The organism is Enterobacter cloacae complex sp. AR_0002, assembly GCF_001922365.1.
Classification (GTDB): Bacteria; Pseudomonadota; Gammaproteobacteria; order Enterobacterales; family Enterobacteriaceae; genus Enterobacter; species Enterobacter hormaechei_C.
Genome location: NZ_CP018814.1, coordinates 4,278,509 through 4,303,829 on the forward strand (window position 1 = coordinate 4,278,509; position 25,321 = coordinate 4,303,829).

The following is a 25,321-nucleotide window of genomic DNA, read 5'->3' on the forward strand; positions in this document are numbered from 1 at the left end:
CTTGTCGGGATATGGCAAAATAGCAGGACTATAGCTATCAGGGAGTAAAGCTCGTGCTGGATAAACTGCGTTCACGTCTCGTACAATTTGGTCCATCAATGCTGAGCGTGCCGGTAAAACTGGCGCCGTTCGCGCTTAAACGCCAGGTGCTGGAGCAGGTACTGAGCTGGCAGTTCCGCCAGGCGCTACAGGACGGTGAGCTGGAGTTTCTGGAAGGCCGCTGGTTAAAGATTGAAGTGCGCGATATCGGGTTGCGCTGGTTTACTTCCGTTGAGAACGATCGGCTTATCGTCCGTGAAACCGCCGAGGCTGATGTCAGCTTTAGCGCGGATGCCAGCGATCTGCTGATGATCGCCGCGCGCAAACAGGATCCGGACACCCTCTTCTTCCAGCGTCGTCTGGTGATTGAAGGCGACACGGAGCTCGGTCTGTACGTCAAAAATTTAATGGATGCCATTGAGCTGGAGCAGATGCCGAAAGCGCTGCGTATGATGTTGATGCAAATGGCAGATTTCGTTGAGGCCGGGCTAAAAACCCCGCCGGACAGTAAACACACTTCAGTAGGTGAACCATGCTGATTCGAGTCGAAATTGGGATTGATGCGCCGGGTATCGATGCGTTGTTACGCCGCTCTTTTGCAGGCGACGCCGAAGCCCAACTGGTTCACGATCTTCGCGAAGATGGCCTGATTACGCTGGGCCTGGTTGCCACTGACGATGAAGGGCAGGTGGTCGGCTACGTGGCCTTCAGCCCGGTGATTGTGCAGGGTGAAGAGTTGCAGTGGGTCGGCATGGCGCCGTTGGCGGTGGATGAAAACTACCGTGGCCAGGGCCTGGCGCGCCAGCTGGTCTATGAAGGACTGGATTCACTGAATGAATTTGGCTATGCCGCTGTCGTCGTTCTGGGCGATCCGGCGTTCTACGAACGTTTAGGTTTTGAGCCAGCGTCCAGATACGATCTGCGCTGCCACTGGCCGGGCACGGAAACATCTTTCCAGGTGCATCCTCTGGCAGATGATGCGCTCGACGGCGTTACCGGTCTGGTGGAGTACCACGATCATTTCAATCGTTTTTAAGCAGGCTTTCGAGTAGCGCCTCGAAAGAGCCGTCCCCGTTGACGAGACGCTCTTTCTGGCGCTTTGTCAACTGCTTGATGCGGTATTCCAGCCTGAGCGCCAGGGATCTGTCGCCCACGGCGGCTGAAAACGCTAACTGAAGTTCACCTTTCCCCCGTAGTGCTTTCGCCCCTTTCCCCGTTTGATGTTGTAAAAAACGCCGTGCCACATCGGTAGTGATCCCGGTGTAGAGTGCGTTATCAGCGGTTCGGACAAGATAGAGAAACCAGCACACAGTAAACAGATTCAGTATGTTAAGGTGAACGCACCATAGCATGAGAGAGAGCTAAAATGGAAACACTGGCCGCCATTAACCGCTGGCTGGCAAAGCAGCATGTCGTGACCTGGTGCGTCTGTAAAGACGAGGAGATGTGGTGCGCAAATGCCTTTTATTACTACGATCCCGAGCGCGTGGCCTTTTACGTAATGAGCGAAGACAAAACGCGGCATGCGCAGATGACGGGCCAGCAGGCAAAAGTGGCAGGTACGGTAAACGGTCAGCCTAAAACTGTTGCGCTGATCCGCGGGGTCCAGTTCAAAGGTGAAATTCGTCGCCTGGAAGGGGAGGAGAGCGACGCGCAACGTAAACGCTATACGCGCCGCTTCCCGGTGGCTGCGGCGCTAAAAGCCCCGGTGTGGGAAATCCGCCTTGATGAGCTGAAATTTACCGACAACACCCTGGGCTTTGGTAAAAAGCTGCACTGGTTACGCGCCGAGCAGGCGTAGCGCTTCACGGTTAAACGCCGGCAGATCGTCCGGTGTACGGCTGGTGATCAGCTGATCGTTATCGTTCACCACTTCCTGATCGTAGAACTCGGCTCCCGCGTTTTTCAGATCGATAACGATCGGTTTCACCGCGGTGAGCTTACGCCCGCGTACCACCTCGGCGCTGATCAGCAGCTGCGGACCGTGGCAAATGGCAAACACCGGTTTACCGGTGCCGACGAAGTCACGGGTAAAGGTGACGAAACGCTCGTCCCCGCGCAGGGAATCCGGTGAATGGCCGCCCGGTAACAGCAGGGCGTCGAAATCCGACGGGCTGACGTTATCAATGGATTCGTCAATGGTCACGCTGGCTTCACCCTTGTGGCCCTTCACGGTTTTACCCGCTTCTTTCTCAATGGTGACCACCTCGTGGCCCGCCTTGCGGAATGCCTCTGCTGGCGACGTAAATTCTGAATCTTCAAACTCGTCGGTAATCAAGACTGCGATTTTTTTACCCATGCTTCCTCCGTTGTTTTCGCTTCAGACTGTTTTTTTCCCGTTTGTGGTAAATACTTACCGGTAACAGACTTTTAAGTGTGGTAGAGCAGGCCCAGAACGCAAACGGACAATTCTGTAAAGGGGATAAGATGAGTCAGGTACTGATTACCGGCGCAACCGGGCTGGTGGGTGGACATCTGCTGCGGCTGCTGATCCAGGATCGGCATATCAATTATATCGCCGCCCCGACGCGTCGCCCGCTGTTGGATATCACCGGCGTCTATAACCCGCACGATCCACAGCTCACCGACGCGCTGGCGCAGGTGCAGGATCCCATTGATATCGCCTTTTGCTGCCTTGGCACCACCCGACGGGAAGCGGGCAGTAAAGAAGCTTTTGTCCATGCGGATTACACGCTGGTGGTGGATACCGCCCTGACGGCGAAAAAGCTGGGCGCAAAACATTTCCTGGTGGTCAGCGCGCACGGCGCGAACGCAGGCTCGCCGTTTTTTTACAACCAGGTGAAGGGCAAAATGGAAGAGGCGTTAATCGCGCAGAAATGGGAGCGCCTGACCATCGCGCGGCCTTCCATGCTGATGGGGCACCGTGACGAACGTCGTTTTAACGAGTCTTTTTTCGCTCCGCTGTTTCGCATTCTGCCGGGTAACTGGAAGTCCATCGAGGCGCGGGATGTCGCGCTGGCGATGCTAAAAGAGGCGCTGGCTCCGTCGCAGGAGGGGGTTAATATTATCCCTTCGGCAAAACTGCGTGAAATCGCGCAGGGCGAGGCGTAAACTTCCCCAGCTTATTAAATAACACCTTCCGGGGAATGGTATGACTGGTCAGTCTTCATCTCAGGCGGCAACACCTGTTCAGTGGTGGAAGCCCGCACTCTTCTTTCTCGTGGTCATCATTGGCCTCTGGTATGTGAAATGGCAGCCGTACTACGGTAAAGCCTTCACCGCCGCCGACACCCACAGCATCGGTAAATCGATTCTCGCGCAGGCCGATTCCAGCCCGCTACGCGCGGCGTGGGATTACGCAATGGTTTATTTTCTTGCCGTCTGGAAAGCGGCAGTATTGGGCGTATTGCTGGGCTCGCTGATTCAGGTACTTATCCCGCGTAACTGGCTGGTGAAAACCCTGGGACAGCCGCGCTTGCAGGGCACGCTGCTGGGGACGATTTTCTCCCTGCCGGGCATGATGTGTTCCTGCTGCGCCGCACCGGTGGCGGCGGGTATGCGCCGACAGTGCGTGTCGATGGGCGGCGCGCTTGCCTTCTGGATGGGTAACCCACTGCTGAACCCGGCAACGCTGGTGTTTATGGGCTTCGTTCTCGGCTGGCATTTCACGTTTATCCGTCTGGCGGCTGGCCTGCTGACGGTGGTGCTTGTCGCTACGCTGGTGCAGCACCTGGTGAAAGACAACGAGGCCGGGTCTGCTTCCGTTGAGCTGGACGTCAGCGAGCCGCAGGGCAGTTTCTTTGCTCGCTGGGGCAAAGCGCTGTGGCAGCTTTTCTGGAGCACCATTCCGGTCTATATCCTGGCCGTACTGGTGCTGGGGGCCGCGCGCGTCTGGCTGTTCCCGCATGCGGATGGCGCTATCGACAACACGCTGATGTGGGTGATTGCGATGGCGGTGGCCGGTTGCCTGTTCGTGATCCCAACCGCGGCGGAGATCCCGATTATTCAGACCATGATGATGGCCGGTATGGGGACCGCACCAGCGCTGGCGCTGCTCATCACGCTGCCGGCGGTGAGCCTGCCGTCGCTTATCATGCTGCGTAAGTCATTCCCGGCGAAAGCGCTGTGGCTGACTGCGGGGCTGGTGGCGTTGAGTGGAGTGATTGTGGGGAGTATGGCGCTTGTGTGAAAGAAAGCCCGGTGGCGCTTGCGCTTACCGGGCTTACAGTCAGGTGTGAATTACTTAATATAAGTAAACGCGGTGGTGACGTGCTTCACGCCGCTCACCCGGCTGGCGATATCCGCTGCCGCTTTCCCTTCACGTTCCGTCACCAGACCCAGCAGGAACACTTCGCCGTTCTCCGTGGTCACTTTCACGTTTGAGGATTTCACCTGGTCGGTACCCAGCAGCTGGGAACGCACTTTGGTGGTGATCCAGGTATCAGATGACGCGGTGCCGAGACCAATCGGCTGGCCCTGGCGGATCTCGTTATACACTTCCGCCGTGCCTTCCACACCCATCGCGATCTGTTTGGCGCGCGAGGCGAGTTCAGGATTTGGCGCCTGGCCTGCCAGCAGCACTTTGCCCTGATAAGCCGTCACGTTGATGCGTGCTTCCTTCTTGATCTGCTCGTCTTTCGACAGTGCACTGTTTACGCGCAGCTCAAGCGTACCGTCATCCACCTGCGTCCCAACGGTACGCGGATCGGTCGCTGCTTTGGTGCCGACCGCTGCGGTACCGACTACAGCGGCAGCGATGCATCCCTGAAGCAGTAATGCAGACATCACGACTGCAAGGGCCGATAAAACCTTCATGAGAACTCCTTAATCATCCTGGTGAGGGAAAAGCGTGTTATCGATCAGATCGCATAAGCAGTTCACCGTGAGCATATGCATCTCCTGGATGCGGGCGCTACGGTGCGAAGGAATGCGGATCTCCACATCCTGCGGCCCCAGCAGGCCAGCCAGCTCACCGCCGTCGTAACCGGTCAGGGCGACAATCGTCATATCCCGGGTCACTGCCGCTTCAACCGCTTTAACGATATCCCGGCTGTTACCGCGCGTGGAGATCGCCAGCAGCACGTCTCCGGCATGGCCTAAGGCGCGCACCTGCTTGGCGTAGATTTCGTCATGCAGACGATCGTTGGCAATCGCAGTTAAGACCACGTTATCGGTGTTTAGTGCAATGGCAGGTAAGCTTGGGCGCTCGGTTTCGAAGCGATTGATCATGCTGGCAGCAAAATGCTGTGCGTTGGCGGCGGACGTGCCATTGCCACAACAGAGGATTTTGTTGCCGTTGAGCAGCGACTGAACCAGTGTCATCGCTGCACGCGAGATCGCGTCCGGAAGGGCTTCCGCCGCGGCAATCTGCGTTTGAATGCTTTCTGTGAAGCACACTTTAATTCGTTCGAGCACGGTATCCCTTTAAAATCTTATTTATGCGTCTTCGCCAAACGCGTTTTTAAGCCAGTCGATCGCATTTCCGGTGAAGGCTACCACATCGAAACGGCAATCCACAGTATCAAAACTCCCATTATGGCGGGCAAGCCACAAGTGGGCAGTCTGTAATAATTTTTGTTGTTTGGCGAGCGTCACGCTGGCGGCAGCACCGCCAAAACGGGACGACTGTCGGTAGCGAACTTCAACAAACACGATGGTCTGACCGTCTTTCATGATCAGGTCAATCTCGCCGCCGCGCCCGCGAACGTTGGCGGCGACAAAGCGCAGTCCTTTGCCTTCAAGCCAGCGACGCGCCTTTAACTCCCACGCGTCGCCGGTCTGTTTACGGCTTAACTGGCCGGGACAATCTGCCCCTGCTGGTATTTGAGCCATGATAACTTCCTGTTAATCACACAATCCTGATCGGCGGTCAGATCGCCGGTATTCCCGTTAAGCTCGAAGCCCGGTACCTGGCGCATCTGGGTGAAGTGGTTTGCCAGCGCCCAGGCATCGACGCCCATCGCGTACAGACGCGCCAGGGAATAGTCATTGCGCACCGCGCCCAGCGCCTGCTGCATCAACTGCGGGTTGCTGCCTGCCAGCATCGGGATCTCGCTGTATTGCAGTCCTTCCATTTCCAGACGGAAATCCGGGCCTGCGGTACCCTGTGCGCTGCGTGAGCTGGCGTAGAGCGTTGCGCCGCTCTGGCTGCCGTTACGCATGGCGATCATCGGTTTGATAAAGGCGATCTCTTCCGGCGTAGCGACGATGTACGCCGAATCCACTTTACCGCCGCCGCTGATTTGCGCGTCGGTAGGGGGCGCTGGGATCGTCAGACCGCCGATGGTGACGCTCTGCTGCTGCGGCAGGCTGGCGGATACCGGGCTACCGTTGAGGGCAATACCTGCCCCGCCGTTCACGCCCGCTCTCAGTTCGGCAGCTGAGCCAAATTTCTGCTGCAACACCACGCCACCGCCAAGGGTCTGCCACTCTTGCGCAAACGCGTTGGCAACGCGATCGCCCAGCGTGCTGCGTGGGATCAACAGCAGCGGCGCCTGCTTGCCCTGCTCGTGAATATGACGGGCCGCATCGCGGGCTTCATCCTCCGGAGAGAGGGCGAAGTAACAGATATTGGCGCGGTTCTGAACCTGCTCAGGCTGGTTAAGCGCCAGCACGTTCAGCGTGGTGTTGCTCTTCATCAGCGCTTCCACGTTGTTTTTCAACAGCGGGCCGACAACGATGCTGGCCCCGTCCTGCTGAACCTGCGCCAGCACCTGGTCAAGCGGCTGGGCGCTGGTGTCGTAGATTTTCAACTCTGCACCAGGGTTAGCGCTGGTGGTGGCCACAGCCTGCGGCTGGGTTGCTGGCTGCTGTTCCGGCTGCGCGGTTTGCGGCTGAGGTTGTTCTGCCGTCGCGGGCGCCGGTGTTTCAGCCGGGGCCTGTGTTGTCGCAGGCGCAGGGGGAGCGGGCTGCGTCGTTGGGGCGGTAACCGGATTCTGCATGGTGCCCTGCGCAGGGGTTTGCGCGGTGGTCAGGTCGCTGGTTTCGGCGGCGGACGGGCTGACAACGTCATTCACATTCGCCGCCTGTGCTGCCTGGGTCGGAACCGCGCTACCGCTGACGGCGGTAGTGCCGTTTTTCGCGGCTTCAAAACCTTGCTGAATGGCGCGACCAAACACCGCTGCCTGACCGTTTAACGGCAGCAGTAGGGCGATTTTGCTGGTGGAGGCGGGCTTAAAGTTTTGCACGTTCACCAGCTGCGTTGGCAGCATTTTCGCTCCCGGGTTTTGCGGGTAACGCTTTTGCCAGTCGGTAATGCCAGCTTTCAACATGTTCGGATCGCTGCGGTTGTTGAACCACATCTGTTGCAGATCCAGCCAGCCTTGCAGAACATTTTCATCGGCGTTGATTACCAGCGCTTTGGCCTGATCCTGGGTCATGGAGGCGAGCGCCTGCCAGGTTGCATCAATATTTTTCTGCTTGTCCGCACCCGCGAGCAGAGGCTCCTGGGCAATCAGCGCGCGGAGTAGCGTCAGGGAAGGGCGGCCCTGCTCAGCGGTGATACCGGCCTGCCAGAAACGGGCCTGCTGGTTTTTATCCAGCGTGCTGAGATCGATGGTGCCGAGGATCTTCTTCGCGCCGTCGTAATCTTTTTGCGCGACCTTCAGTTCTGCTGACAGCAGCGTCTGCTCATGACGCTGAGTGTCGTTAAGATCCTGCGGCAGCTGGCTGAACAGCTCGGCGGCCTGCTGGGTTTTCCCTTCTTTCAGCAGTGCACGAATGGCGAGTAATTGCCAGTTGATCCTGGTATCATTTGTACTCTGCGACATTTGTTGCAGATAAAAGCCAGAATCAGCCTGAGCGGATCCCTGCATATGAGCAGTGCTCTGGTCAGGTGCCTGGGTGCCGCAGCCGGTAAAGATCAGGGCTGCCAGCAGGAGGGGCACGCTGTGCGCGGCTTTTTTTCGAAGAAACGTTAACGGTACCATACTGTATCCAGTGATTTTTTTACGCAATGCTCAATATTAAATCGGCAATACGGACGAAACAATGAAACAACACGAAACGGCAGATAATTCTCAAGGCCAGCTTTATATTGTACCTACTCCTATCGGGAATTTGTCTGATATTACCCAACGTGCGCTCACCGTATTGCAAGCTGTTGATTTAATTGCTGCTGAAGACACCCGTCATACCGGTTTACTGCTACAACACTTTGCCATTAACGCCCGTTTGTTTGCCCTGCACGATCACAATGAGCAACAAAAAGCCGAATCGCTGGTGGCGAAGCTTAAAGAAGGGCAGAACATCGCGCTGGTCTCCGATGCGGGAACGCCGCTGATCAACGATCCGGGCTACCATCTGGTACGCACCTGCCGTGAAGCAGGCATCCGCGTTGTGCCGCTGCCCGGGCCGTGCGCGGCGATTGCGGCGTTAAGCGCTGCGGGCCTGCCGTCCGATCGTTTCTGCTACGAAGGCTTCCTGCCTGCTAAATCCAAAGGCCGTCGCGATGTGTTAAAGGATCTGGAAGCTGAACCGCGTACGTTGATCTTCTTCGAATCAACTCACCGTCTGCTGGAAAGCCTGGAAGATATGGTGACCGTCTGGGGCGAAGGGCGCTACGTGGTGCTGGCGCGCGAGTTGACCAAAACGTGGGAAACCATTCACGGTGCGCCGGTTGGCGAACTGCTGGCGTGGGTGAAAGAGGATGAAAACCGCCGCAAGGGCGAAATGGTGCTGATTGTTGAAGGGCACAAAGCGCAGGAAGACGCTCTGCCTGCCGATGCGCTGCGTACGCTGGCTCTGCTACAGGCTGAACTCCCCCTGAAAAAAGCGGCGGCGCTGGCGGCGGAGATCCACGGCGTGAAGAAAAATGCACTGTATAAATATGCGCTGGAGCAGCAGGGGGAATAAGCCCCTGCCGCCTGTTTTGCCGGGTGGCGGCTTCGCCTTACCCGGCCTACACCGTGTCAGAGCCTCACTATTTCCCCGGCATCGCCTCAAATACCAGCGTTTCCAGCGGTTGCAGCGTAATTACCACAGCGTTTTTATACTCCTCTGGTACGGTCGAATTACTGCCGTACACGGCTTTCAGGGTAAACTGCGAACGCTCTCCTGCCGGGATCTCAAAATCTTTGGTTAAATCCAGGTAGTAACGTTGCGGCTTATCCGACGGGTTGCGTAGGCCAAAAATCGCTTTGTCTTTACTCCATGAGGCCCAGCCGTAAACCTGAAGCGAAGTTGGGTCACCGCCAATCCAGTGAGTATCCACCAGCACGCTGGCATTCTCACGCGACCATTTCGCCGCCTGCGCCAGGGTATCCCACTTCGCCTTATTCAGCATGGACGGCGTGATGTACAGCTCCTGAAGCTGAGTTCCGGTTGCGAAGTAGCTCCAGACCTGATCGGCAAAATCGCTGTCTGTTTGCACTTTCTCGAGTCCATAGTAAGCGTTCTCTGCGCTGACGATCCCGTGGTACATCAGTGAGTTCAGCGGGAACAGAGGACCTTTGCGCACGATGGATCGCCAGGTTTCGGCATCGCGGTAGGTCATCCACTGCTGCACTGGCGTGCCGGGGCCGTACAGGTTGATATCATCGCCCTGACGCCAGATTGAATCAGCATAGAACAGCCAGGACGGGCTGGCGTCGGTGCCGGTGGTCAGGTTGATAAACAGGTTCGGGTTTGCGCTGCGCATGTTGTGCAGCAGGGCAATGGACGCGTCAAAATCCGATGCAAATGGGCTGCCCTTGATATGCGAATTGGCGTTACCCATTCCGTCGAGCTTGAACGAGGTAATGTGCTCGTTTTTGATCAGCTTAATGATCTGATCGTTAAAGTTTTTAAAATAGTTCGGCCCTGACAGCGCCAGCTTGCCGTCTACGGTTTCGAAACCATATTCTTTTGCATGCGAGACGCGAATATCGCGCGGCTTGTTGTATCCGCCCCACGGAGAAAGCCACAGCCCAACCGAGCTGTGCAGGCTGTCGGCTTTTTCCCTGACTTTGCCAAAACCGTTGCTGAATGCCGGGCCAAAAAGCCAGCGTCCGGTGCGATCGTCCCAGCCATCGTCCAGCAGGAACGCGTCCAGCGCCACCCCGCGTCCGGCAATAAATTCTTTATTCCATTCGTCCATCCGCCCAATGACATCCTGCTCGGAGTAAGGGGTAAAGAAACCGATGTCCATCCAGCTGTTGTAGTGCAGATAAGGCTTATAAGGCCGCGGACGCACGGCATCGATAAACTGGTTTACGCTGCGGCGCAGCTGATTAGTTTCCGGGAAAGTGCCGAACCAGGTGGTAAAACTAACCGGTGTCTCAGGCAGAATTGGCGTTTTCAGCTCCACGTTGAGGTTCGTGGTGGCTTCATAAGCGTAAGTATTCACAATCGGTTTGTCTGGCAGGATGAAGAACGAGTCGGCCACGATTGGCGAGCTGTTAATCGCCCCGTCAACGTAAGGTGCCTGAGACTGCTTCTTCGTCGGGAAGAAGGTAATTTTCGCTACGTCCCGCGGCTGCCCGACGGCGGCGATGGTGTAGCCGATGCTGGCGTATTTTCCCTTCACCAGGTTCAGTTTCACCGTTACGTTAAAATCCGGATGCGTAAAGTCGATGACTATCGCATTGTCCTGCTTTTCGACGTGCTTGATTTTGAAATCAGCGGTGTGGATTTTTGTTTCATCCGGCAGCGTCAGAAAGAACAGCTCCTGGGGCGTGAGCGGATGGTTAGCTTTGCTGTCCGTTACTACTACCGTTGCATTTGCATCATCAAACGAAAGGGCAATATTGTCGTTACTGAGCGCGTAGTTTGCTGCCGCCGCGCCATGAGAAACGCAGAGAGCCAGCAGCGAGAGAGTGAGCATTTTTTTCATCGGGGTAAGATCCTTATCAGTAATGCTTCAGCATTCGGTTGATGGACTGTTCCAGCCAGTAGCGCTGGGTGCCGAAGTTAATACGCAGGTAGTTTTCGCCGTTTTGTACGTAGTGGCTGCCATCTTCGATGACCACGCCAGCCTGTTTGGCGAAATGTTGGGTTAGCGCCGTCGCACTGCGATCGTCCGCACTGACGTCTATCCAGGCGAGATACGACGACTCCGGGTTCATCATCTTCCATGCAGGGAAGTGGGTCTGGATAGCATCCGCAAGGTAGCGGGCATTGCCGCGCAGATAACCATTCAGCGCGTCGAGCCATGGCAGACCCTGCTGATAGGCCAGAATAATTCCCCACACGCCGAAGATATTGGGCGAGGTAATGGAGTTCTTCTCCAGCTGCTGGCGGAAACGCTGGCGCAGCGAATCGTCTGGAATTATCGAGTAGGATGTTTTTAGCCCGCCAAGGTTGAACGCTTTATTGGGGGAGGTCAGCACAATCAGGTTGTCCTGGGCGGCACAGCCCGAAGTCAGACAGCTGACGAATGTACCGTCCAGAATGTGCTCGGCGTGAACCTCATCAACCACCAGAATCGTGCCGTAGCGCTTACAGAGATCGGACACCTGGCGTATCTCATCCGCGCGCCAGATTCGGCCCGAAGGGTTATGCGGCGAGCAGAAGAACCACAGTTTTGGACGGTGAGTTTTGAGCTGAACTTCAATCAGATTAAAATCCAGGTGATAGCGGTTTTCCTTCACGCTCAGCGGATTTGCAAGCACCCGCACGCCCTGTCGCTGTGTCGCCATCGCAAACGGGTCATACACCGGGGTGTTCATCATCACGCAGTCGCCGGGTTTGCAGAACGCCTGAACCGTATAGTGCAGCGTGGAAACGGTGCCGTAGGTCAGGGTGATCCATGACTTATGCACCTCAACCTGATGTCGGGTGCGCTGGAAGGCGATGACCGCATCGTAGAATTCGTCGAAGCACCAGGTGTAACCGAAGGTGCCATGCTCCACGATGCGCTGGAAGCCTTCAATCACGGCGGGTGGCGAGGTGAAATCCATGTCTGCTATCCACAGCGGGATAAATCCCTCCGGGACATCACCGAAACGCGAGCACACAAACGCATGATCCCATTTACGGCATTTATCGCTTTTACGCTCAATGATTCTGTCGAAATCAAACACAACGTCCCCCTGTTAAATTAAGGCTTCAATGCCGGATTTGACGCTCTGCACCTGCGGGCCGATGATCACCTGAACGCTGTGGGCATCAAGCACCACGACTGACAAGGCGCCCGCGGCCTTCAGCGCCTGCTGGTCGATAAGCCCCATATCTTTCACCACCAGACGTAAGCGGGTGATGCAGTTGTCGAGCGACTCAATATTCTCTTTACCGCCAAGCGCGCGAAGAATAAGCCCATGATCGTATTTTGATTTTCCACGTGCCCGGGTATTGGCTTCCACCGCCTGGAGCGCACCCTGCGCGTCAACCTCACGGCCCGGCGTTTTAATATCGTGCCTGAGGATGTACCAGCGGAAGACGAAGAAGTAGATAGCAAACCAGGCCATACCCACCGGGAACAGCAGATACCATTTGGTCGACATCCCCTGCATGACGCCGAAGATCAGCAGATCCAGAATACCGCCGTCGGTGTTGCCGATAGTGACGCCGAGAAGCGCCATCACCATCAGCGCCAGGCCAGACATAACGATATGAAACGCGTAAAGCACAGGGGCAATAAACAGGAACAGGAACTCAATCGGCTCTGAAATACCCGTGACAACTGAAACCAGCACGCCAGAAAGCAGCAGCCCTTTAATCACCGGACGGTTTTCCGGACGCGCGGTGCGGTAGATAGCGTAAGCCACGGCAGGCAGGCCGAAGATAAAGGTCGGCATAAACCCTTGCGATAAAAATGCCGTAACGTGCGGGCTAAACGGCAGGCCGGCTTTCAGCTCGGCGTAGAAAATGTTCAGCGCACCGGCCACTTCCTGGCCGTTAACCATCTCAATGCCGCCCGCCGGGGTGAAGCGCACCATCGCCAGCAGGATGTGGTGCAGGCCAAAAGGTTTGAGTAGCAGCACGCCCACGCCATACAGGAACGGCCCAAAGACGCTGGTGCTCTGGATGATATGACCAATCCCGGCAATGCCCATTGCCACATATTCCCACAGCAGGGGGATAAACAAGCCGACCAGCGACAGGGTGAGGGCGGTAACAATCGGTACAAAACGAATGCCGCTAAAGAAGGCAAACGCGTCGTGCAGCACCGTGTCCTGGAAGCGTTCGTGCAGGAAGTAGGTGATCACCCCTACCACAATGCCGCCGAGCACGCCCATCTCCAGCGTTTGAATACCAAGCACGATGGATTGTCCCACCGGTCTCATGGTGGCGGCATCCGCAAGCTGGTGGGTGGCGGTCAGGTAGTAGTTGATGCTCATGTTCATCAGCATGTAGCCAACGAATCCGGCAAAAGCGCCCACCGCTTTATTACGTCTGGCAAGGCCCATCGGGATCGCCATGGCAAACATCAGCGGCAGATAGGTAAAAGCAAAGCCGCCGACCATGGCGATAAAACCAAAGGTGAGCTGCGTTAACTCGCCGCCCAGAAAGGGAAAACTTTTGATGGTGGAAGGGCTGGTGACAGAACTACCGATACCTAACAACAACCCCATAAAGGCCAACAGCGAGACTGGGAACATAAACGTCTTTCCCAGGCTCTGGAAAAACTCCCACGCTTTCGATTTAAACGACTTTTCCTGTGTCATGTAGGGACTCCTCGTATTTTTAGGATAATGGAAGGCGCTGTCCGGCTTAAGGACGCGCCTTCATATTTGCGAGGCTTATAGTTATTTTTTTAGGTACTAACGTTATGCGCGATGGGTTCAGGCTTCAGCCGGAAGCAGCAGCCGGTTCGCCGAGCCGCAAACGGTGATTTTGCTTCTGACCACCTCTTTCATGGCATCCATGCCGACGCGCATGTAGAAGCGCGGATCGTTGCCCTGTGGGTTCTCGGCAAACCAGGCTTTGACTGCGTCAGAGAAGGCGATTTTCAGCTCTGTTGCGACGTTAACTTTGCAGACGCCCAGCTCAATGGTGCGGCGCACATCCTCATCCGGCACATCGCTTGCACCATGCAGCACCAGCGGCACTGTCACTACCTCGCGGATCTCGGCCAGCCGCTGGAAGTCGATTTTTGGGCGTTTGGTATAGAGACCGTGCGCGGTACCGATGGCGACGGCGAGGCTGTCCACGCCTGTCAGTTCGACAAAGCGTTTTGCTTCCTGCGGGTCGGTCAGGAACGCGCTTTCGGCGTCGACGCTCATGTCATCTTCCACCCCACCCAGTCGGCCCAGTTCGGCCTCGACGCTACAGTCGTTGAGGTGGCAGAAATCGACGACCGATTTCACCAGCTTGACGTTTTGTTCGAAGGGGTAATGGCTACCGTCGATCATTGCGCTACGTACGCCGGCATGGACTTTGCGGCGAATGTCGTCCAGCGATTCGTGGTGATCGAGGTGTAGCGCCAGCGGCATGTGATAAGTAAGGGAATACGCGCTGCACAAGGCGTAAATCTCTTCCAGCGCAATATGTTTAAACGTCCCTGGCGTACCCGCGAGGATCACCGGCGATCGCATTTCGCTACAGACTTCGAGGATCGCCTGGATCGTCTCGGCGTTATGGATGTTAAAGGCCGGAACGGCAAAGCCCTTCGCCTGTGCGTCCTGCAAAAGATATTTGGTAGAAATAATACTCATGAGCCTGTCCTCTTAAGCCTGCCACGGATGAATAACGACGCCCTGGACCACACGGTTAACCGTACCGCTGGCGGATGGCGTATCCGGCGTATTGCCAACGTGCAGAGACTGGGTCAGTGCGAAGACCTGGGCGTACATCAGGAAGCAGAACGCCTGCTCCATATCGTTAAATGAACGGGAAGGCGGCAGCAGGATATGCGGGCCAGCTTCAATGACCGGATCCGTTTCGGCTGCAATGGCTACCACGCGCATAGCCTGACGATCGCGTCGCAGCTCGGCGAGCAGATCCAGATCGTACTGACGCGTGTACGGATGGCTGGAGACAAACACGACGACCAGCGTTTCGTTGTCCACCAGCGACTTAGGCCCGTGACGGAAACCCGTTGGCGAATCGTAGAATGCCGCCAGCTTGCCGGCGGTCAGCTCCAGCACCTTCAACGCTGACTCCCGTGCGGCGCCCTGTAATCCACCGCTGCCCAGATAAACAATGCGTTTCCACGGTTCGTTACCAAAGACGCCGGGGCTGAAATCGCCAAGCGACGTGAGGATCGCCTGACAGCGATCGGACACGTCGCGGAACGTTTTGCTGTTGATCGTTTCCGGTGCGAATACCGCCAGGCAGCTCGCCATCATGGTGGTGATGCTGCTTGTCATCGCGAACCCGCGATCGTGCGTTTCGGCTGGCATGAGCAGAGCGCAGGCGTTATCGCTGTCGACGGCATTCTGATACAGGCTGCCCGCTTCATTACAGGTGATCGACAGGTGGTAGCACTCCGGAACAAACTGATTCGCCAGCTCAACGGCAGCGACGCTCTCCGGGCTATTGCCAGAACGGGCGAAAGAGACCAGCAGCAGCGGGTGCGCAGGGCTGAAGTAATCCATCGGGTTGGTGACCAGATCGGTCGTAGGTATCGCGGTGATATTTTTTCTCGTGTGGCTGGCAAGCCATGGCGCAATGATGTCGCCGATAAAAGCAGACGTACCCGCGCCGGTCAGAACGATCCGCAGATCGGGCTTGCGCAACAGTGGCGTCAGAAAACTGTCGATCGACGCGCGCAGATTATCAATATTGTTGAGCGAGCGAAGCCAGCTGGCTGGCTGCTGGCGGATCTCTTTTTCGGTCCAGGTGCCGGTGGTGGTAGTGGTTTGTGGCATAACTCAGTCCTTAGTCGTGTGAATTCCACATCAGACGCTGGCAAATGTGTCGCTATCTTTCGTTTCGTTTCACTTGTTTACTTTAGCAGTTAAAGAAAATCTATAGAAAAGAAATCGAAAGTTCAATGGCGAAAAAGAAATAAAACGAAAAGTGTGATCGCGAAAGGAAAGGCGAAGATCAAGGAAAGGAAAAGAAAGGCCTTACGATCGTCTTCCGTAAGGCCAACAGAGCACACTGTGAAGGGGCTACAGGGAAAGAGCCTGACCCTGGATCCAGATCTGCCGGAGGTGTAAACCCGCATCGAGCGCAATAATATTGGCGCGTTTGCCTGGTGCTAACGATCCCAGCAAGTGATCCATACCGAGCAGACGGGCGGGATGCAGCGAGGCCATATGGATAGCGTTTTCTGGGGCGACCCCCGTATGCTCCACCATATTCCGCACGGCGGCATCCAGCGCGAGCGTGCTGCCCGCCAGCCCGCCCGAGGCCGTGCGAACAACGCCGCCCTGCATCTCGACATTTTCACCACACAACGTATAGCGCCCATCAGGCATACCCGCCGCCTGCATGGCATCGGTAATCAGCACCGTACGATCCTTCGCGCAGCAACAACATAGCCGCATGGCTCCAGGATGAACGTGATGCCCGTCGGCAATAAGCTCCAGCCACGCGCGTGGGTCCGTAAGCCCGGCGCCAACCATGCCCGGCTCCCGGTGGTGTAATCCCGTCATGCCGTTGTAGCAGTGCACCAGCCCGTCTGCGCCTGCATCAAATGCGGCCAGGGTTTGCGCGTATGTAGCGGCGCTGTGGCCCAGCATGACGCGTATCCCTTTTTGCTTGAGGTGATGGATCGCCTTCAGGGCATCCACTTTTTCCGGAGCAAGCGCCACCACCCGCAGCGTGTTCTGCGAAACCGCAATCAGCTCATCAAGTTCCGCGAGATCCAGCTCGCGAAACAGTTCTGGCGGGTGCGCCCCTTTGTTCTGCGGTGTAAAGTACGGGCCTTCCAGATAGCTGCCCAGGAGCTGCGCGCCGGGGCCACCGGCATGACAGCGCCGGGCAATGCGCCGTAACGCGCCATGGATCGCCTCCAGCGGAGCGGTGACGGTGGTAGGCAGAAACGCCCCTACGCCTTCACGCGCTTTATGTATGGCTAACCGGTCCAGCACGTCGGGGGCATCATCCATCACATCCACACCCGCGCCGCCGTGGACGTGGATATCAATGTATGCCGGGCAAAGCAGGTCTGCCTCGCGGGTGTTAACCCCTGCCGGAATCGGCTCGATGGCGGTGATGACGCCTCTATCCATACGCAGCTGATGGTCATCCAGCCAGCCTTGCCCGGTAAGCAGACGACGCGCGCGCAGCAGCTGGCTCATATCCCTTCCTCGGCGGGCGCTTCCTCGCGACAGCGTGCAAGTTCATCCACCAGGCTGGTCAGGCCGCGATGGCCGCACTCCAGCGCCTGCAAACGAAAGGCTTCACTGCTTAATCCGTCGCGCTCCAGAACCATCTCCAGCAAAAGCTGGAGATTGGTGCCGGTGATCACTTCGCTGCCGGGGCGCTGCATCGCGAGGGTAGAGGCCACACGAAACGGCGTACCGCCGAGAAGATCGGTGAGAAACACGATATCGTGCTCTGCATCCAGTTCATTCACTGCCTGCTCAAGCTGCGCGGTCAGCCGCGCAGTGGTGGAGCTTTCCGGAAAATCGATGGCGATAAACTGCGGCTGTTCGCCGAGGATTTGCTTCATCGCCTGTTGCAGCCCGCTGGCAAAACCGCCGTGACCCGTCAAAATAATGCCTAACATCGCAACCTCTTTGCTTTTTACAGGAAGTGACAGAATTTACCGACAACGCCCAGCACCACGGTGATACCAATCAGGCGCAGTGGGCTCCAGCCACGGCGTACCAGCCAGAACATAATCAGGGTGTAGACCAGCGGCAGAAAGGCGGGCATCAGTTTGTCGATCACATCGGTTTGCAGTTTGACGACCGCATCCCCGGCTTTAATCTCGAGTGTGGTATTCAGGCGCACATAGGTTGCCACCAGCGCGCCAATCACTGTCATTCCGACAATGGACGCAGCATGACCAACCTTTTTGGTGTTGGCCTTGATCAGCGGGATCGCGGCGACACCCATTCGGTAGGCATAGTGCGCCAGACCAAAACGCAGGCCGAGATGCACCACGTTAAACAGAACGATAAAGACCACCGCGCCAAGAATGGATCCCTGTAGCGCCAGGCTGGCGCCAATCCCCCCGCAGATGGGCAGCAGGGTCAGCCAGAACATGGCGTCACCAATGCCACCGAGCGGTGCGCCGACGGCAATTTTAGTGCTCTGGATGCTGTTCACATCCTGCTTGGAACGCTCCATTGCCAGAATAATGCCGATGACGAAGGTCACCAGGAACGGGTGGGTGTTAAAGAAGCCCATATGGCCTTTCATGGCGCGCGCCAGGTCCCGCTTATTGGTGTGGATCTTTTTCAGCGCGGGCAGTAGCCCATACAGCCAGCCGGAGGCCTGCATACGCTCGTAGTTAAACGAGGCCTGTAGCAGCATGGAACGCCAGGCGACACGGTTAATATCCTTTTTCGTTAGCTCAGCGCCAATACTCTGATCTTCGTAGACGTTTTCATTCACGCCGGTCAGCAGTGTCTCTTCACTTTCAGACACGCCCGGCAGGGTGGTGTGATTAGATGCCATCTTCAAATTCCTCTTTCTGGGCCGCAGGCGCCGTGGGTTCAGGCGATTTGCGCAGCAGGTCGATCAGCGCCATCGCCAGTGCAGCCGCGGCAATCGCCAGCACCGGGAGTTTCAGCCAGGCCGCGGCGACAAAGCCGATAATGAAGTAAGGGATGTAAACGTTTTTCATCATGATCTTCAGTAGCACGGCGAAGCCGATCGCTGGCATGATGCCGCCCGCGACGCCGAGACCGTCGATCAGACGTTCCGGCAGCACGTCAATGGCGGTTTTCGCATGTTCAGCCCCGAAGTAGATGGGCAGAAATGCGCACAGGAAGTAGAAGACGCCGAGCGCCAGCAGTGCCAGATAGTTGACCCGTTCAATACCACGGGTGTCTGCGTTAGCCGCCATGCGATCGCAGCGGGACATCACGCCGGACATCACCGAGAAGAGGAAGGTGATCCCCATCTGAACCGCCACGGCAAACGGCACGGCGACCCCAACGGCGACATCCGGCTTCACGCCTGTAGTAATGGCAAATGTGGTGCCAACGATGGTGCCGATAATCACGTTTGGCGGCTGCGCGCCCGCCAGCGGCGCGAGTCCCATCCAGACCAGTTCTAACGTACCGCCGGTCAGAATTCCGGTGTGCAAATCGCCCAGAATCAGGCCAACCAGTGGCCCGAGCACCACTGGACGGTGCATGTGTGTTAAGCCATTAAACATATCCAGGCCCGCTATAAAGGCGAGAAGCCCCAGCGCGAAAGCCTGCAACAGACTGATTTCCATTGTGAATCCCTCAGAGCAGTTTAAAGAGATCCAAAGCAGTCTCTGTTGGAACGCCCTGAACGAAGCATTCCACTCCGGCCGCCTTCAGGCCGTTAAACGCGGCGATATCGTTCGCGTCTACAGATACCGTTTTGGCAATTTGCTGTTTGCCACTGGCGTAATGCATATTTCCGACGTTAATACGGGTGATGGGCACGCCGCCCTCGACCAGCGTTAAAAAATCAGCCGGTGTTTTACAGACCAGCAGAATTTTCTGCCGGTCGGCGGCGCGATGAATGTTGTCGATCACTTTTTGCAGAGACCAGAAACGCACGGCGATGCCTTCCGCAAGCACCATCTCCATCAGGTTTTGCTGAACCGGATCGTCTGCAACCTCGTCATTTGCCACCAGCACCAGGTTCGCCCCCGCAAACCCCACCCACTGTACGCCCACCTGACCGTGGATCAGGCGTTCATCAATGCGGCATAAGACAATGTTTGGCATAGCGTTTTCCTCTTTTTAATTATGCGTGTTGAGTCGTTACGCCTTCGCAGGCGGCATGGTACTGCTGGAGTATGTCCTGAATGTGGTCGAGGATGAGTTCCCGTGGTGTGGAGCTGAGAGCGCCATCGCGAACTTTGCTGTACTGCAACGGCAGATACTGGCTGATCAGCGGCAGCGGGATCGGTTCATCCGCCAGGTTGCGTACCAGCCGCTCAAAGGCGTCGTCAATCTGGCTGTCTGGCCAGTAATAGCGCACGCGGTCGGAATAGCTGTAACCGCGGGCCAGGCGACGGGCATTGCCGTCGCCGTGATAGTGGCTTTGCCAGTATTCCGGGCGATCGAGCATCACGTTTTCCAGGACGTGACGCAGCCCTGAGCAGGCTTTTGCCGGCAGCAGCTCTTCTTCAATTGCTGCCAGTGAGAACAGCGCTTCGCGCAGCGCGAAGGTTAGCGCAGGGCCGACTTTCAGAATGGCGAAGTGATCTTTCACCAACTGGCGCAGCGCCTGCGGCGTCTGGTAATCGGTAGAGTGTGCTTCAAATACCAGCGTGTCGTAGGCTTCAACCATCTTGCTCAGCGCGACGGCTCTATGCGGTTGATAGTCACAAACGTGCGCATGGTCGAACTCAACGCCAGGCTGAACGACCAGGCCAATAATGCGCGGCCAGATGTCGCTTAACCCTTCCTTCTCGAATGCGTGGCGGTGTGCCTCAAGCGTGGCGCGTGCCGCCTCTGGCGTGGTGACCTCAAGCTCGGTCAGCGTCTCGTGTGCCCCACCGGGAACCGGAACTTCCGTGCCGATAACGTAGACCAGATCGGCTACGCCAAATTGCTCGAGACAGGTGGTTTCGGCAATTTTAGCCAGCCGAGCGGCACGCCCGGCAACGATTGCATCGGTTAAAGGAACCGGGTCGTCTTCGCAGGACATGCTGCAATCGAGGTGAATTTTTTTAAATCCGGCCGCCACGTAGCTTCTGATCAGATCGTCGGCGTTCGCCATCGCCTGCAAAGCTGGCAGGTTTTGCCAGCGGTTTGGACCTAAATGATCGCCGCCAAGGATCAGCTGTGAGGTGGGGAAACCGAGGGATCCCGCCAGCTTGCAGACAAACCCATAAAAATCGGCGGGCGTCATACCGGTATAGCCGCCAAACTGATCCACCTGGTTTGAGGTGGCTTCAATCAGCAGAGGCGTCTGTTGTGAATGGGCGTAACGTATTGCAGCTTCAAGTACCAGTGGATGTGCGGAACAGACGGCATAAATCCCGTTTGTATTCCCCCGTTTATGTTGTTCCACCATTTCTGTCAGATGTTTCACTTTCCTCTCCATTTCGGATGGTGTTGGCATTCATCTTTCGTTTTGTTTCATTTGATACTGCATTATGGTGATGTAAAAATAAAACGAAAGATAATAGTTTTCCGATCTGTTTCACAAAAGAAACATAATGAAAGGTTTCAGCGGCGATTAAGCTTGCGTCCGCCTACCATACAGGGCTTGCATTCCCTCAAAAGAAAGGCGTTAATAAGAAAAACGAAATGAAACGAAAGTTTATTTACTAAGGAGCTCGTATGAGCAGCACCGATTCATCCGCAGAGAAGCGCATCACCGGCACCAGTGAAAGGCGAGAGCAGATCATTCAGCGGTTGCGGGCGCAGGGAAGCGTGCAGGTTAACGATCTTTCTCTTTTATTCGGCGTGTCGACGGTGACGATCCGTAACGATCTGGCCTTTCTGGAAAAGCAGGGGATTGCCGTTCGCGCTTACGGCGGCGCGCTGATTTGCGAAGGCAATGCCCCCGGCGTGGAGCCATCCGTTGAGGACAAAAGTTCCCTTAATACGGCAGTGAAGCGCAGCATCGCGCAGGCGGCGGTTGAACTGGTGAAGCCGGGTCACCGCATTATTCTGGACTCCGGCACCACGACCTTTGAAATTGCCCGCATGCTGCGCCAGCACACCGATGTCATTGCCATGACCAACGGGATGAACGTGGCAAACGCGCTGCTGGAAGCGGAAGGCGTAGAGCTGCTGATGACCGGCGGGCATTTGCGCCGTCAGTCACAGTCCTTCTACGGCGACCAGGCGGAGCAGTCCTTACAGAATTACCATTTTGACCTGCTGTTTCTGGGCGTCGATGCCATCGATCTCGACCGGGGGGTGAGTACGCATAACGAGGATGAAGCCCGTCTGAACCGCAAAATGTGCGAGGTGGCGGAGCGTATTATCGTTGTCACGGACTCCAGCAAGTTTAATCGTTCAAGCCTGCATAAAATTATTGATACCCATCGAATCGACATGATTATCGTTGATGAAGGCATTCCTGCGGAAAGCCTGGAAGGGTTACGCAAAAGCGGGATCGATGTGGTGCTGGTCTAAAGAGGCTTTTCCCCTCACCCTAACCCTCTCCCCATAGGGGAGAGGGTTCCCCAGTAATTTGAAAGCAAAAACTATAACGTTGCCTCAGAATAACTGAGGGCTTTCAGCGATGCCTCGGTCCGGCTGTAAATCGCTGAGGCGTTTCCTGTAGGCCGGGGCGAGGCGCAGGGATGCGCCGAGAGGGCGGGCTTTACAGGGATGTTACCTCCGCCCGTCCCCGATAAGCCGGAAGGAATAAGCCGAAGGCACCGCGAAGCGGCGATTTTCCGCCGGAAGCCCGGGTCGCCAGGGTGGTGGCGACTGAGCCACCCTGGCACGTTCACCGGTCATGTCGTGACAGAGTAGCAAGGAACATAAAGTGAACGGAATGACCACCAGAGCCGTATGTTTCCCCTCACCCCAGCCCTCTCCCTCAAGGGAGAGGGGGCCGTCTGTGCAGGCATTATTTTGTGGGGAACCCTCAGCCCCATAGGGGAGAGGGGACTGCTCGGTGCGGTTTTTTACCCTCTCCCCGGTGGGGAGAGGGCAGGGTGAGGGACAATCACGTCACCGGCGCCGGGTTAAACACCGCCAGCGAGTTATGCAATCCCCATTGATCGGAGAAGGTTTTCTTCCGCCCGCTTGCCACATCCAGAATGAAGTGGAACAGCTTCCAGCCCACCTCTTCAATACTCTCTTCCCCGGTGGCGATGGTGCCCGCGTTGATATCCATTAAGTCATACCAGCGGTTTGCCAGCTCGGTGCGGGTCGCCATTTTGATCACCGGTACCGCCATCAGGCCGTACGGCGTGCCGCGCCCGGTGGTAAAGACCTGTACCGTAATGCCGGAAGCCACCTGCTGGGTGCCGCAAACGAAATCACTGGCAGGCGTTGCCGCGTAAATCAGGCCGCGTTTGGTTGGTCGCTGGCCAGGGGAGAGCACTTCCACAATCGCGCTCTGGCCGGATTTGGCAATCGACCCGAGGGCCTTTTCCACCACGTTCGCGAGGCCGCCTTTCTTGTTACCCGGAGACGGGTTGGCGCTGCGATCAGTTTTGCCCATGTCGAGATAGTTATCGTACCAGGCCATTTCCTCCAGCAGGCGTTTGCCCACCTCTTCGTTGACGGCGCGCGGCGTGAGCAGGTGGATAGCATCACGTACTTCGGTGACTTCGGAGAACATCACCGTGGCGCCGCAGCGCACGAACAGATCGGAGGCATAACCTACCGCCGGGTTAGCGGTGACGCCGGAAAACGCATCGCTGCCGCCACACTGTGTCCCAACGACCAGTTCAGAGGCCGGGCAGGTTTCACGCTGGCGTTTGTTCAACTTCTCCAGATGGCGCTCTGCCACCTGTAAAATGTCGTCGACCATCGATCTGAAGCCGACATGGTGTTCATCCTGAAGACGCACAACACTGGCATCGTCAACCGGAATGGCTTTCACATCCTCAGTACCCTGCAACAGGCGTTCTGGCTGCAATTTTTCACAGCCGAGACCAATCACCATTACCTCACCGCCAAAGTTTGGGTTAAGGGCGATATTGTGAATCGTACGGATCGGCACGACCGCTGCCGGCGCGTTGATCGCCACGCCGCAGCCGTACAGGTGGTTAAGACCCACCACGCCGTCAACGTTGGGGTATTTCGGCAACAGATCGCGCTCAATAATTTTCACAACGTAATCCACTACGCCCGCCACGCAATGCACGCTGGTGGTGATGCCAAGCAGGTTTTTGGTTCCCACGCTGCCATCCGCATTGCGGTAACCTTCGAAGGTATAACCCTCCAGCGGAGGCAACGGCTCAGGGACGCGGGTAGCCAGCGGCAACGTCTCCAGCGGCGGGGCGGTGGGCAGCTCAACCAGCGACTCCTCAATCCAGCTACCCTGCGGGATAGCGCGCACCGCATAGCCGATGACTTCGCCGTAGCGCACGATTTCGCCCTGCGCCGGAATATCGACCAGTGCGACTTTATGCCCCTGCGGAATGTGCTCAATCAGCTCCAGGCCATCCGGAAAGCGGGTGCCAGCTTTTAAGCCATTGTCGTTGACAATAATCGCCACGTTATCGGTATCGTGCACTTTTATATAGAACGCCGTCGGCGACGCCTGTCGAATTTCAATATCGGCCATTGTTCACTCTTCTCCAGCAAAATATCTGATACTAAATATAGCCAGATGGTTAATTGTTTCTTATTGAGGAAATAAAGAATGTCAGGAGAGGAAAGGTGAGAATGTGATCGCGATCGCTCCCGAACCACTAATCGTTGATTCTGTGCATCAGCGCCCACTGCATTGGGCATATGCTCAAAATAGCGTGCTACTCCCGTTGGATAATTGAGCATTGAAACAATGTATTGCCGGGTGGTGACGATTATACTGAATGACGATTTTATAACGCCAAAATTCAGTCAGGAAAATAAATATAACGCTGACGCTGAGTCGGAATAAATAAGAAAAGCTACTGGCTAAAACTGCGGAATTAAAAAAGGTATAAGTAATGAGTAACGACATCTTCCCGAATAAGTTTAAAGCGGCCCTCGCGGCGCACCAGATTCAGATTGGCTGCTGGTCTGCGCTGGCCAACCCCATCAGCACCGAAGTGCTGGGCCTGGCCGGGTTCGACTGGCTGGTGCTGGACGGCGAACATGCGCCAAACGATATCAACACGTTTATTCCGCAGCTGATGGCGCTGAAAGGCAGCCACAGCGCGCCGGTGGTGCGTGTACCCACCAACGAGCCGGTGATCATCAAGCGTCTGCTGGATATCGGCTTCTACAACTTCCTGATCCCGTTTGTTGAAACGGAAGAAGAAGCGGTGCTGGCCGTGGCGGCGACCCGCTATCCACCGGAAGGGATCCGCGGCGTGTCCGTCTCGCACCGCGCCAACATGTTTGGCACCGTGCCGGACTATTTCGCCCAGTCCAACAAGAACATCACCATTCTGGTTCAGATCGAGAGCCAGCAGGGGGTCGATAACGTCGACGCTATTGCCGCGACGGAGGGGGTAGACGGCATTTTCGTCGGCCCGAGCGATCTGGCGGCCGCCTTTGGTCATCTGGGCAACGCCAGCCATCCGGACGTGCAGCGCGCAATTCAGCACATTTTTGCCCGTGCCAAAGCGCACGGTAAACCGTGCGGCATTCTGGCGCCAGTGGAAGCCGATGCCCGCCGCTACCTGGAGTGGGGCGCAACGTTTGTCGCCGTGGGCAGCGATCTCGGCGTATTCCGCGCCGCCACGCAGAAATTAGCGGACGCTTTTAAAAAATAACCATCATTGAGG

General features: G+C 56.6%; 26 protein-coding genes. 8 read left to right on the plus strand and 18 right to left on the minus strand.

Features of this window, described 5'->3' with window-relative positions:
- Positions 1-53: 53 nt before the first annotated feature.
- Both AM329_RS21195 and AM329_RS21200 read left to right on the plus strand, forming a co-directional pair.
- Positions 54-578: an SCP2 domain-containing protein gene (locus AM329_RS21195; RefSeq protein ID WP_003861771.1), complete on the plus strand. Its 525-nt coding sequence runs from the start codon at positions 54-56 to the stop codon at positions 576-578.
- Positions 572-1,075, plus strand: a complete 504-nt coding sequence (locus AM329_RS21200) for a GNAT family N-acetyltransferase (RefSeq protein ID WP_003861769.1) — start codon at positions 572-574, stop codon at positions 1,073-1,075. The genes AM329_RS21195 and AM329_RS21200 overlap by 7 nt, the downstream gene beginning before the upstream one ends.
- Here the strand turns inward: AM329_RS21200 and AM329_RS21205 are convergent.
- Positions 1,062-1,391: a GIY-YIG nuclease family protein gene (locus tag AM329_RS21205; RefSeq protein WP_044596280.1), complete on the minus strand. Its 330-nt coding sequence runs from the start codon at positions 1,389-1,391 to the stop codon at positions 1,062-1,064. The two genes, AM329_RS21200 and AM329_RS21205, sit on opposite strands and share 14 nt — an antisense overlap.
- Before the next feature lie 14 nt (positions 1,392-1,405).
- On the opposite strand from AM329_RS21205, the gene AM329_RS21210 reads away from it, so the two are divergent.
- Positions 1,406-1,840, plus strand: coding sequence for a YhbP family protein (locus tag AM329_RS21210; RefSeq protein ID WP_003861766.1), 435 nt, complete (start codon positions 1,406-1,408; stop codon positions 1,838-1,840).
- On the opposite strand, the gene AM329_RS21215 is transcribed toward AM329_RS21210, so the two are convergent.
- Complete coding sequence (locus AM329_RS21215) at positions 1,820-2,338, minus strand: type 1 glutamine amidotransferase domain-containing protein (protein ID WP_015571965.1); 519 nt, start codon at positions 2,336-2,338, stop codon at positions 1,820-1,822. The genes AM329_RS21210 and AM329_RS21215 overlap by 21 nt on opposite strands.
- Before the next feature lie 128 nt (positions 2,339-2,466).
- Here AM329_RS21215 and AM329_RS21220 point away from each other — a divergent pair, with 128 nt between their 5' ends.
- Together AM329_RS21220 and AM329_RS21225 are read left to right on the plus strand one after the other, a co-directional pair.
- Complete coding sequence (locus AM329_RS21220) at positions 2,467-3,111, plus strand: NAD(P)H-binding protein (RefSeq protein WP_023304489.1); 645 nt, start codon at positions 2,467-2,469, stop codon at positions 3,109-3,111.
- Between the two features lie 40 nt (positions 3,112-3,151).
- Positions 3,152-4,189, plus strand: coding sequence for a permease (locus AM329_RS21225; protein WP_032607977.1), 1,038 nt, complete (start codon positions 3,152-3,154; stop codon positions 4,187-4,189).
- Positions 4,190-4,239: 50 nt separating this feature from the next.
- Here the strand turns inward: AM329_RS21225 and dolP are convergent, their stop codons facing one another.
- Genes dolP through AM329_RS21240 form a run of 4 tightly spaced genes read right to left on the minus strand, consistent with a single transcriptional unit; the run spans position 4,240 to position 7,928 of the window.
- Positions 4,240-4,815, minus strand: coding sequence for a division/outer membrane stress-associated lipid-binding lipoprotein (gene dolP / locus AM329_RS21230; protein WP_003861756.1), 576 nt, complete (start codon positions 4,813-4,815; stop codon positions 4,240-4,242).
- 9 nt (positions 4,816-4,824) lie between these two features.
- Positions 4,825-5,415, minus strand: coding sequence for a DnaA initiator-associating protein DiaA (diaA, locus tag AM329_RS25675; protein ID WP_003861754.1), 591 nt, complete (start codon positions 5,413-5,415; stop codon positions 4,825-4,827).
- 21 nt (positions 5,416-5,436) lie between these two features.
- Positions 5,437-5,832, minus strand: coding sequence for a YraN family protein (locus AM329_RS25680; RefSeq protein ID WP_003861751.1), 396 nt, complete (start codon positions 5,830-5,832; stop codon positions 5,437-5,439).
- Positions 5,790-7,928: a penicillin-binding protein activator gene (locus tag AM329_RS21240; protein WP_032607976.1), complete on the minus strand. Its 2,139-nt coding sequence runs from the start codon at positions 7,926-7,928 to the stop codon at positions 5,790-5,792. Before AM329_RS21240 ends, AM329_RS25680 begins: the two co-directional genes overlap by 43 nt.
- Before the next feature lie 61 nt (positions 7,929-7,989).
- On the opposite strand from AM329_RS21240, the gene rsmI reads away from it, so the two are divergent.
- On the plus strand, positions 7,990-8,853 hold the full coding sequence (gene rsmI, locus AM329_RS21250; RefSeq protein ID WP_032607975.1) for a 16S rRNA (cytidine(1402)-2'-O)-methyltransferase: 864 nt from the start codon (positions 7,990-7,992) through the stop codon (positions 8,851-8,853).
- 67 nt (positions 8,854-8,920) lie between these two features.
- On the opposite strand, the gene AM329_RS21255 is transcribed toward rsmI, so the two are convergent.
- The 11 genes from AM329_RS21255 to kbaZ all read right to left on the minus strand — a co-directional run bounded on the left by AM329_RS21255 (position 8,921) and on the right by kbaZ (position 21,015).
- The gene (locus tag AM329_RS21255; RefSeq protein ID WP_023314898.1) at positions 8,921-10,810 is read right to left on the minus strand and encodes an enterotoxin; all 1,890 of its coding nucleotides are present in this window, start codon (positions 10,808-10,810) and stop codon (positions 8,921-8,923) included.
- Between the two features lie 16 nt (positions 10,811-10,826).
- Positions 10,827-11,999: a MalY/PatB family protein gene (locus AM329_RS21260; RefSeq protein ID WP_023314897.1), complete on the minus strand. Its 1,173-nt coding sequence runs from the start codon at positions 11,997-11,999 to the stop codon at positions 10,827-10,829.
- Between the two features lie 12 nt (positions 12,000-12,011).
- Positions 12,012-13,583: a maltose/glucose-specific PTS transporter subunit IIBC gene (gene malX, locus AM329_RS21265; protein ID WP_032607974.1), complete on the minus strand. Its 1,572-nt coding sequence runs from the start codon at positions 13,581-13,583 to the stop codon at positions 12,012-12,014.
- A 117-nt stretch (positions 13,584-13,700) separates the two neighbouring features.
- On the minus strand, positions 13,701-14,573 hold the full coding sequence (gene kbaY, locus AM329_RS21270) for a tagatose-bisphosphate aldolase subunit KbaY (RefSeq protein ID WP_032607973.1): 873 nt from the start codon (positions 14,571-14,573) through the stop codon (positions 13,701-13,703).
- A 12-nt stretch (positions 14,574-14,585) separates the two neighbouring features.
- On the minus strand, positions 14,586-15,728 hold the full coding sequence (locus AM329_RS21275) for an SIS domain-containing protein (RefSeq protein ID WP_003861737.1): 1,143 nt from the start codon (positions 15,726-15,728) through the stop codon (positions 14,586-14,588).
- Positions 15,729-15,974: 246 nt separating this feature from the next.
- Positions 15,975-17,108 (minus strand): N-acetylglucosamine-6-phosphate deacetylase, encoded by a 1,134-nt coding sequence (nagA, locus tag AM329_RS21280; RefSeq protein WP_032607972.1) that lies wholly within the window; start codon positions 17,106-17,108, stop codon positions 15,975-15,977.
- Complete coding sequence (agaF, locus tag AM329_RS21285) at positions 17,105-17,539, minus strand: PTS galactosamine/N-acetylgalactosamine transporter subunit IIA (RefSeq protein WP_003861734.1); 435 nt, start codon at positions 17,537-17,539, stop codon at positions 17,105-17,107. Before agaF ends, nagA begins: the two co-directional genes overlap by 4 nt.
- A gap of 17 nt (positions 17,540-17,556) precedes the next feature.
- The gene (gene agaE, locus AM329_RS21290; protein WP_022651905.1) at positions 17,557-18,435 is read right to left on the minus strand and encodes a PTS N-acetylgalactosamine transporter subunit IID; all 879 of its coding nucleotides are present in this window, start codon (positions 18,433-18,435) and stop codon (positions 17,557-17,559) included.
- A complete protein-coding gene (gene agaW, locus AM329_RS21295; protein WP_003861730.1) occupies positions 18,425-19,204 on the minus strand; it encodes a PTS N-acetylgalactosamine transporter subunit IIC in 780 nt (259 codons plus the stop codon). Before agaW ends, agaE begins: the two co-directional genes overlap by 11 nt.
- Positions 19,205-19,214: 10 nt before the next feature.
- Entirely contained in the window at positions 19,215-19,688 is a 474-nt protein-coding gene (gene agaV / locus AM329_RS21300) for a PTS N-acetylgalactosamine transporter subunit IIB (protein WP_003861728.1), read from the minus strand.
- Positions 19,689-19,707: 19 nt separating this feature from the next.
- Positions 19,708-21,015, minus strand: a complete 1,308-nt coding sequence (kbaZ, locus tag AM329_RS21305; RefSeq protein ID WP_032607970.1) for a tagatose-bisphosphate aldolase subunit KbaZ — start codon at positions 21,013-21,015, stop codon at positions 19,708-19,710.
- A 239-nt stretch (positions 21,016-21,254) separates the two neighbouring features.
- On the opposite strand from kbaZ, the gene AM329_RS21310 reads away from it, so the two are divergent.
- Positions 21,255-22,058, plus strand: coding sequence for a DeoR family transcriptional regulator (locus AM329_RS21310; RefSeq protein ID WP_032607968.1), 804 nt, complete (start codon positions 21,255-21,257; stop codon positions 22,056-22,058).
- Positions 22,059-22,599: 541 nt separating this feature from the next.
- Here the strand turns inward: AM329_RS21310 and garD are convergent.
- Complete coding sequence (garD, locus tag AM329_RS21315) at positions 22,600-24,171, minus strand: galactarate dehydratase (protein ID WP_023314892.1); 1,572 nt, start codon at positions 24,169-24,171, stop codon at positions 22,600-22,602.
- Between the two features lie 367 nt (positions 24,172-24,538).
- Between garD and garL the strand changes: the two genes are divergently transcribed.
- Positions 24,539-25,309 carry a 2-dehydro-3-deoxyglucarate aldolase gene (gene garL, locus AM329_RS21320; protein ID WP_003862676.1) on the plus strand — a complete coding sequence of 257 codons (771 nt, stop codon included), beginning with the start codon at positions 24,539-24,541 and terminating at the stop codon, positions 25,307-25,309.
- Positions 25,310-25,321: the final 12 nt, after the last annotated feature.

Excerpts from the sequence above, each read along its gene's own strand:
- AM329_RS21200 (WP_003861769.1), top strand. The coding sequence starts at position 572 with ATGCTGATTCGAGTCGAAATTGGGATTGATGCGCCGGGTATCGATGCG.
- AM329_RS21205 (WP_044596280.1), bottom strand. The coding sequence starts at position 1,391 with ATGCTATGGTGCGTTCACCTTAACATACTGAATCTGTTTACTGTGTGC.
- AM329_RS21210 (WP_003861766.1), top strand. The coding sequence starts at position 1,406 with ATGGAAACACTGGCCGCCATTAACCGCTGGCTGGCAAAGCAGCATGTC.
- AM329_RS21215 (WP_015571965.1), bottom strand. The coding sequence starts at position 2,338 with ATGGGTAAAAAAATCGCAGTCTTGATTACCGACGAGTTTGAAGATTCA.
- AM329_RS21220 (WP_023304489.1), top strand. The coding sequence starts at position 2,467 with ATGAGTCAGGTACTGATTACCGGCGCAACCGGGCTGGTGGGTGGACAT.
- AM329_RS21225 (WP_032607977.1), top strand. The coding sequence starts at position 3,152 with ATGACTGGTCAGTCTTCATCTCAGGCGGCAACACCTGTTCAGTGGTGG.
- dolP (WP_003861756.1), bottom strand. The coding sequence starts at position 4,815 with ATGAAGGTTTTATCGGCCCTTGCAGTCGTGATGTCTGCATTACTGCTT.
- AM329_RS25680 (WP_003861751.1), bottom strand. The coding sequence starts at position 5,832 with ATGGCTCAAATACCAGCAGGGGCAGATTGTCCCGGCCAGTTAAGCCGT.
- AM329_RS21240 (WP_032607976.1), bottom strand. The coding sequence starts at position 7,928 with ATGGTACCGTTAACGTTTCTTCGAAAAAAAGCCGCGCACAGCGTGCCC.
- rsmI (WP_032607975.1), top strand. The coding sequence starts at position 7,990 with ATGAAACAACACGAAACGGCAGATAATTCTCAAGGCCAGCTTTATATT.
- AM329_RS21255 (WP_023314898.1), bottom strand. The coding sequence starts at position 10,810 with ATGAAAAAAATGCTCACTCTCTCGCTGCTGGCTCTCTGCGTTTCTCAT.
- malX (WP_032607974.1), bottom strand. The coding sequence starts at position 13,583 with ATGACACAGGAAAAGTCGTTTAAATCGAAAGCGTGGGAGTTTTTCCAG.
- kbaY (WP_032607973.1), bottom strand. The coding sequence starts at position 14,573 with ATGAGTATTATTTCTACCAAATATCTTTTGCAGGACGCACAGGCGAAG.
- AM329_RS21275 (WP_003861737.1), bottom strand. The coding sequence starts at position 15,728 with ATGCCACAAACCACTACCACCACCGGCACCTGGACCGAAAAAGAGATC.
- nagA (WP_032607972.1), bottom strand. The coding sequence starts at position 17,108 with ATGAGCCAGCTGCTGCGCGCGCGTCGTCTGCTTACCGGGCAAGGCTGG.
- agaF (WP_003861734.1), bottom strand. The coding sequence starts at position 17,539 with ATGTTAGGCATTATTTTGACGGGTCACGGCGGTTTTGCCAGCGGGCTG.
- agaE (WP_022651905.1), bottom strand. The coding sequence starts at position 18,435 with ATGGCATCTAATCACACCACCCTGCCGGGCGTGTCTGAAAGTGAAGAG.
- agaW (WP_003861730.1), bottom strand. The coding sequence starts at position 19,204 with ATGGAAATCAGTCTGTTGCAGGCTTTCGCGCTGGGGCTTCTCGCCTTT.
- agaV (WP_003861728.1), bottom strand. The coding sequence starts at position 19,688 with ATGCCAAACATTGTCTTATGCCGCATTGATGAACGCCTGATCCACGGT.
- kbaZ (WP_032607970.1), bottom strand. The coding sequence starts at position 21,015 with ATGGAGAGGAAAGTGAAACATCTGACAGAAATGGTGGAACAACATAAA.
- AM329_RS21310 (WP_032607968.1), top strand. The coding sequence starts at position 21,255 with ATGAGCAGCACCGATTCATCCGCAGAGAAGCGCATCACCGGCACCAGT.
- garD (WP_023314892.1), bottom strand. The coding sequence starts at position 24,171 with ATGGCCGATATTGAAATTCGACAGGCGTCGCCGACGGCGTTCTATATA.
- garL (WP_003862676.1), top strand. The coding sequence starts at position 24,539 with ATGAGTAACGACATCTTCCCGAATAAGTTTAAAGCGGCCCTCGCGGCG.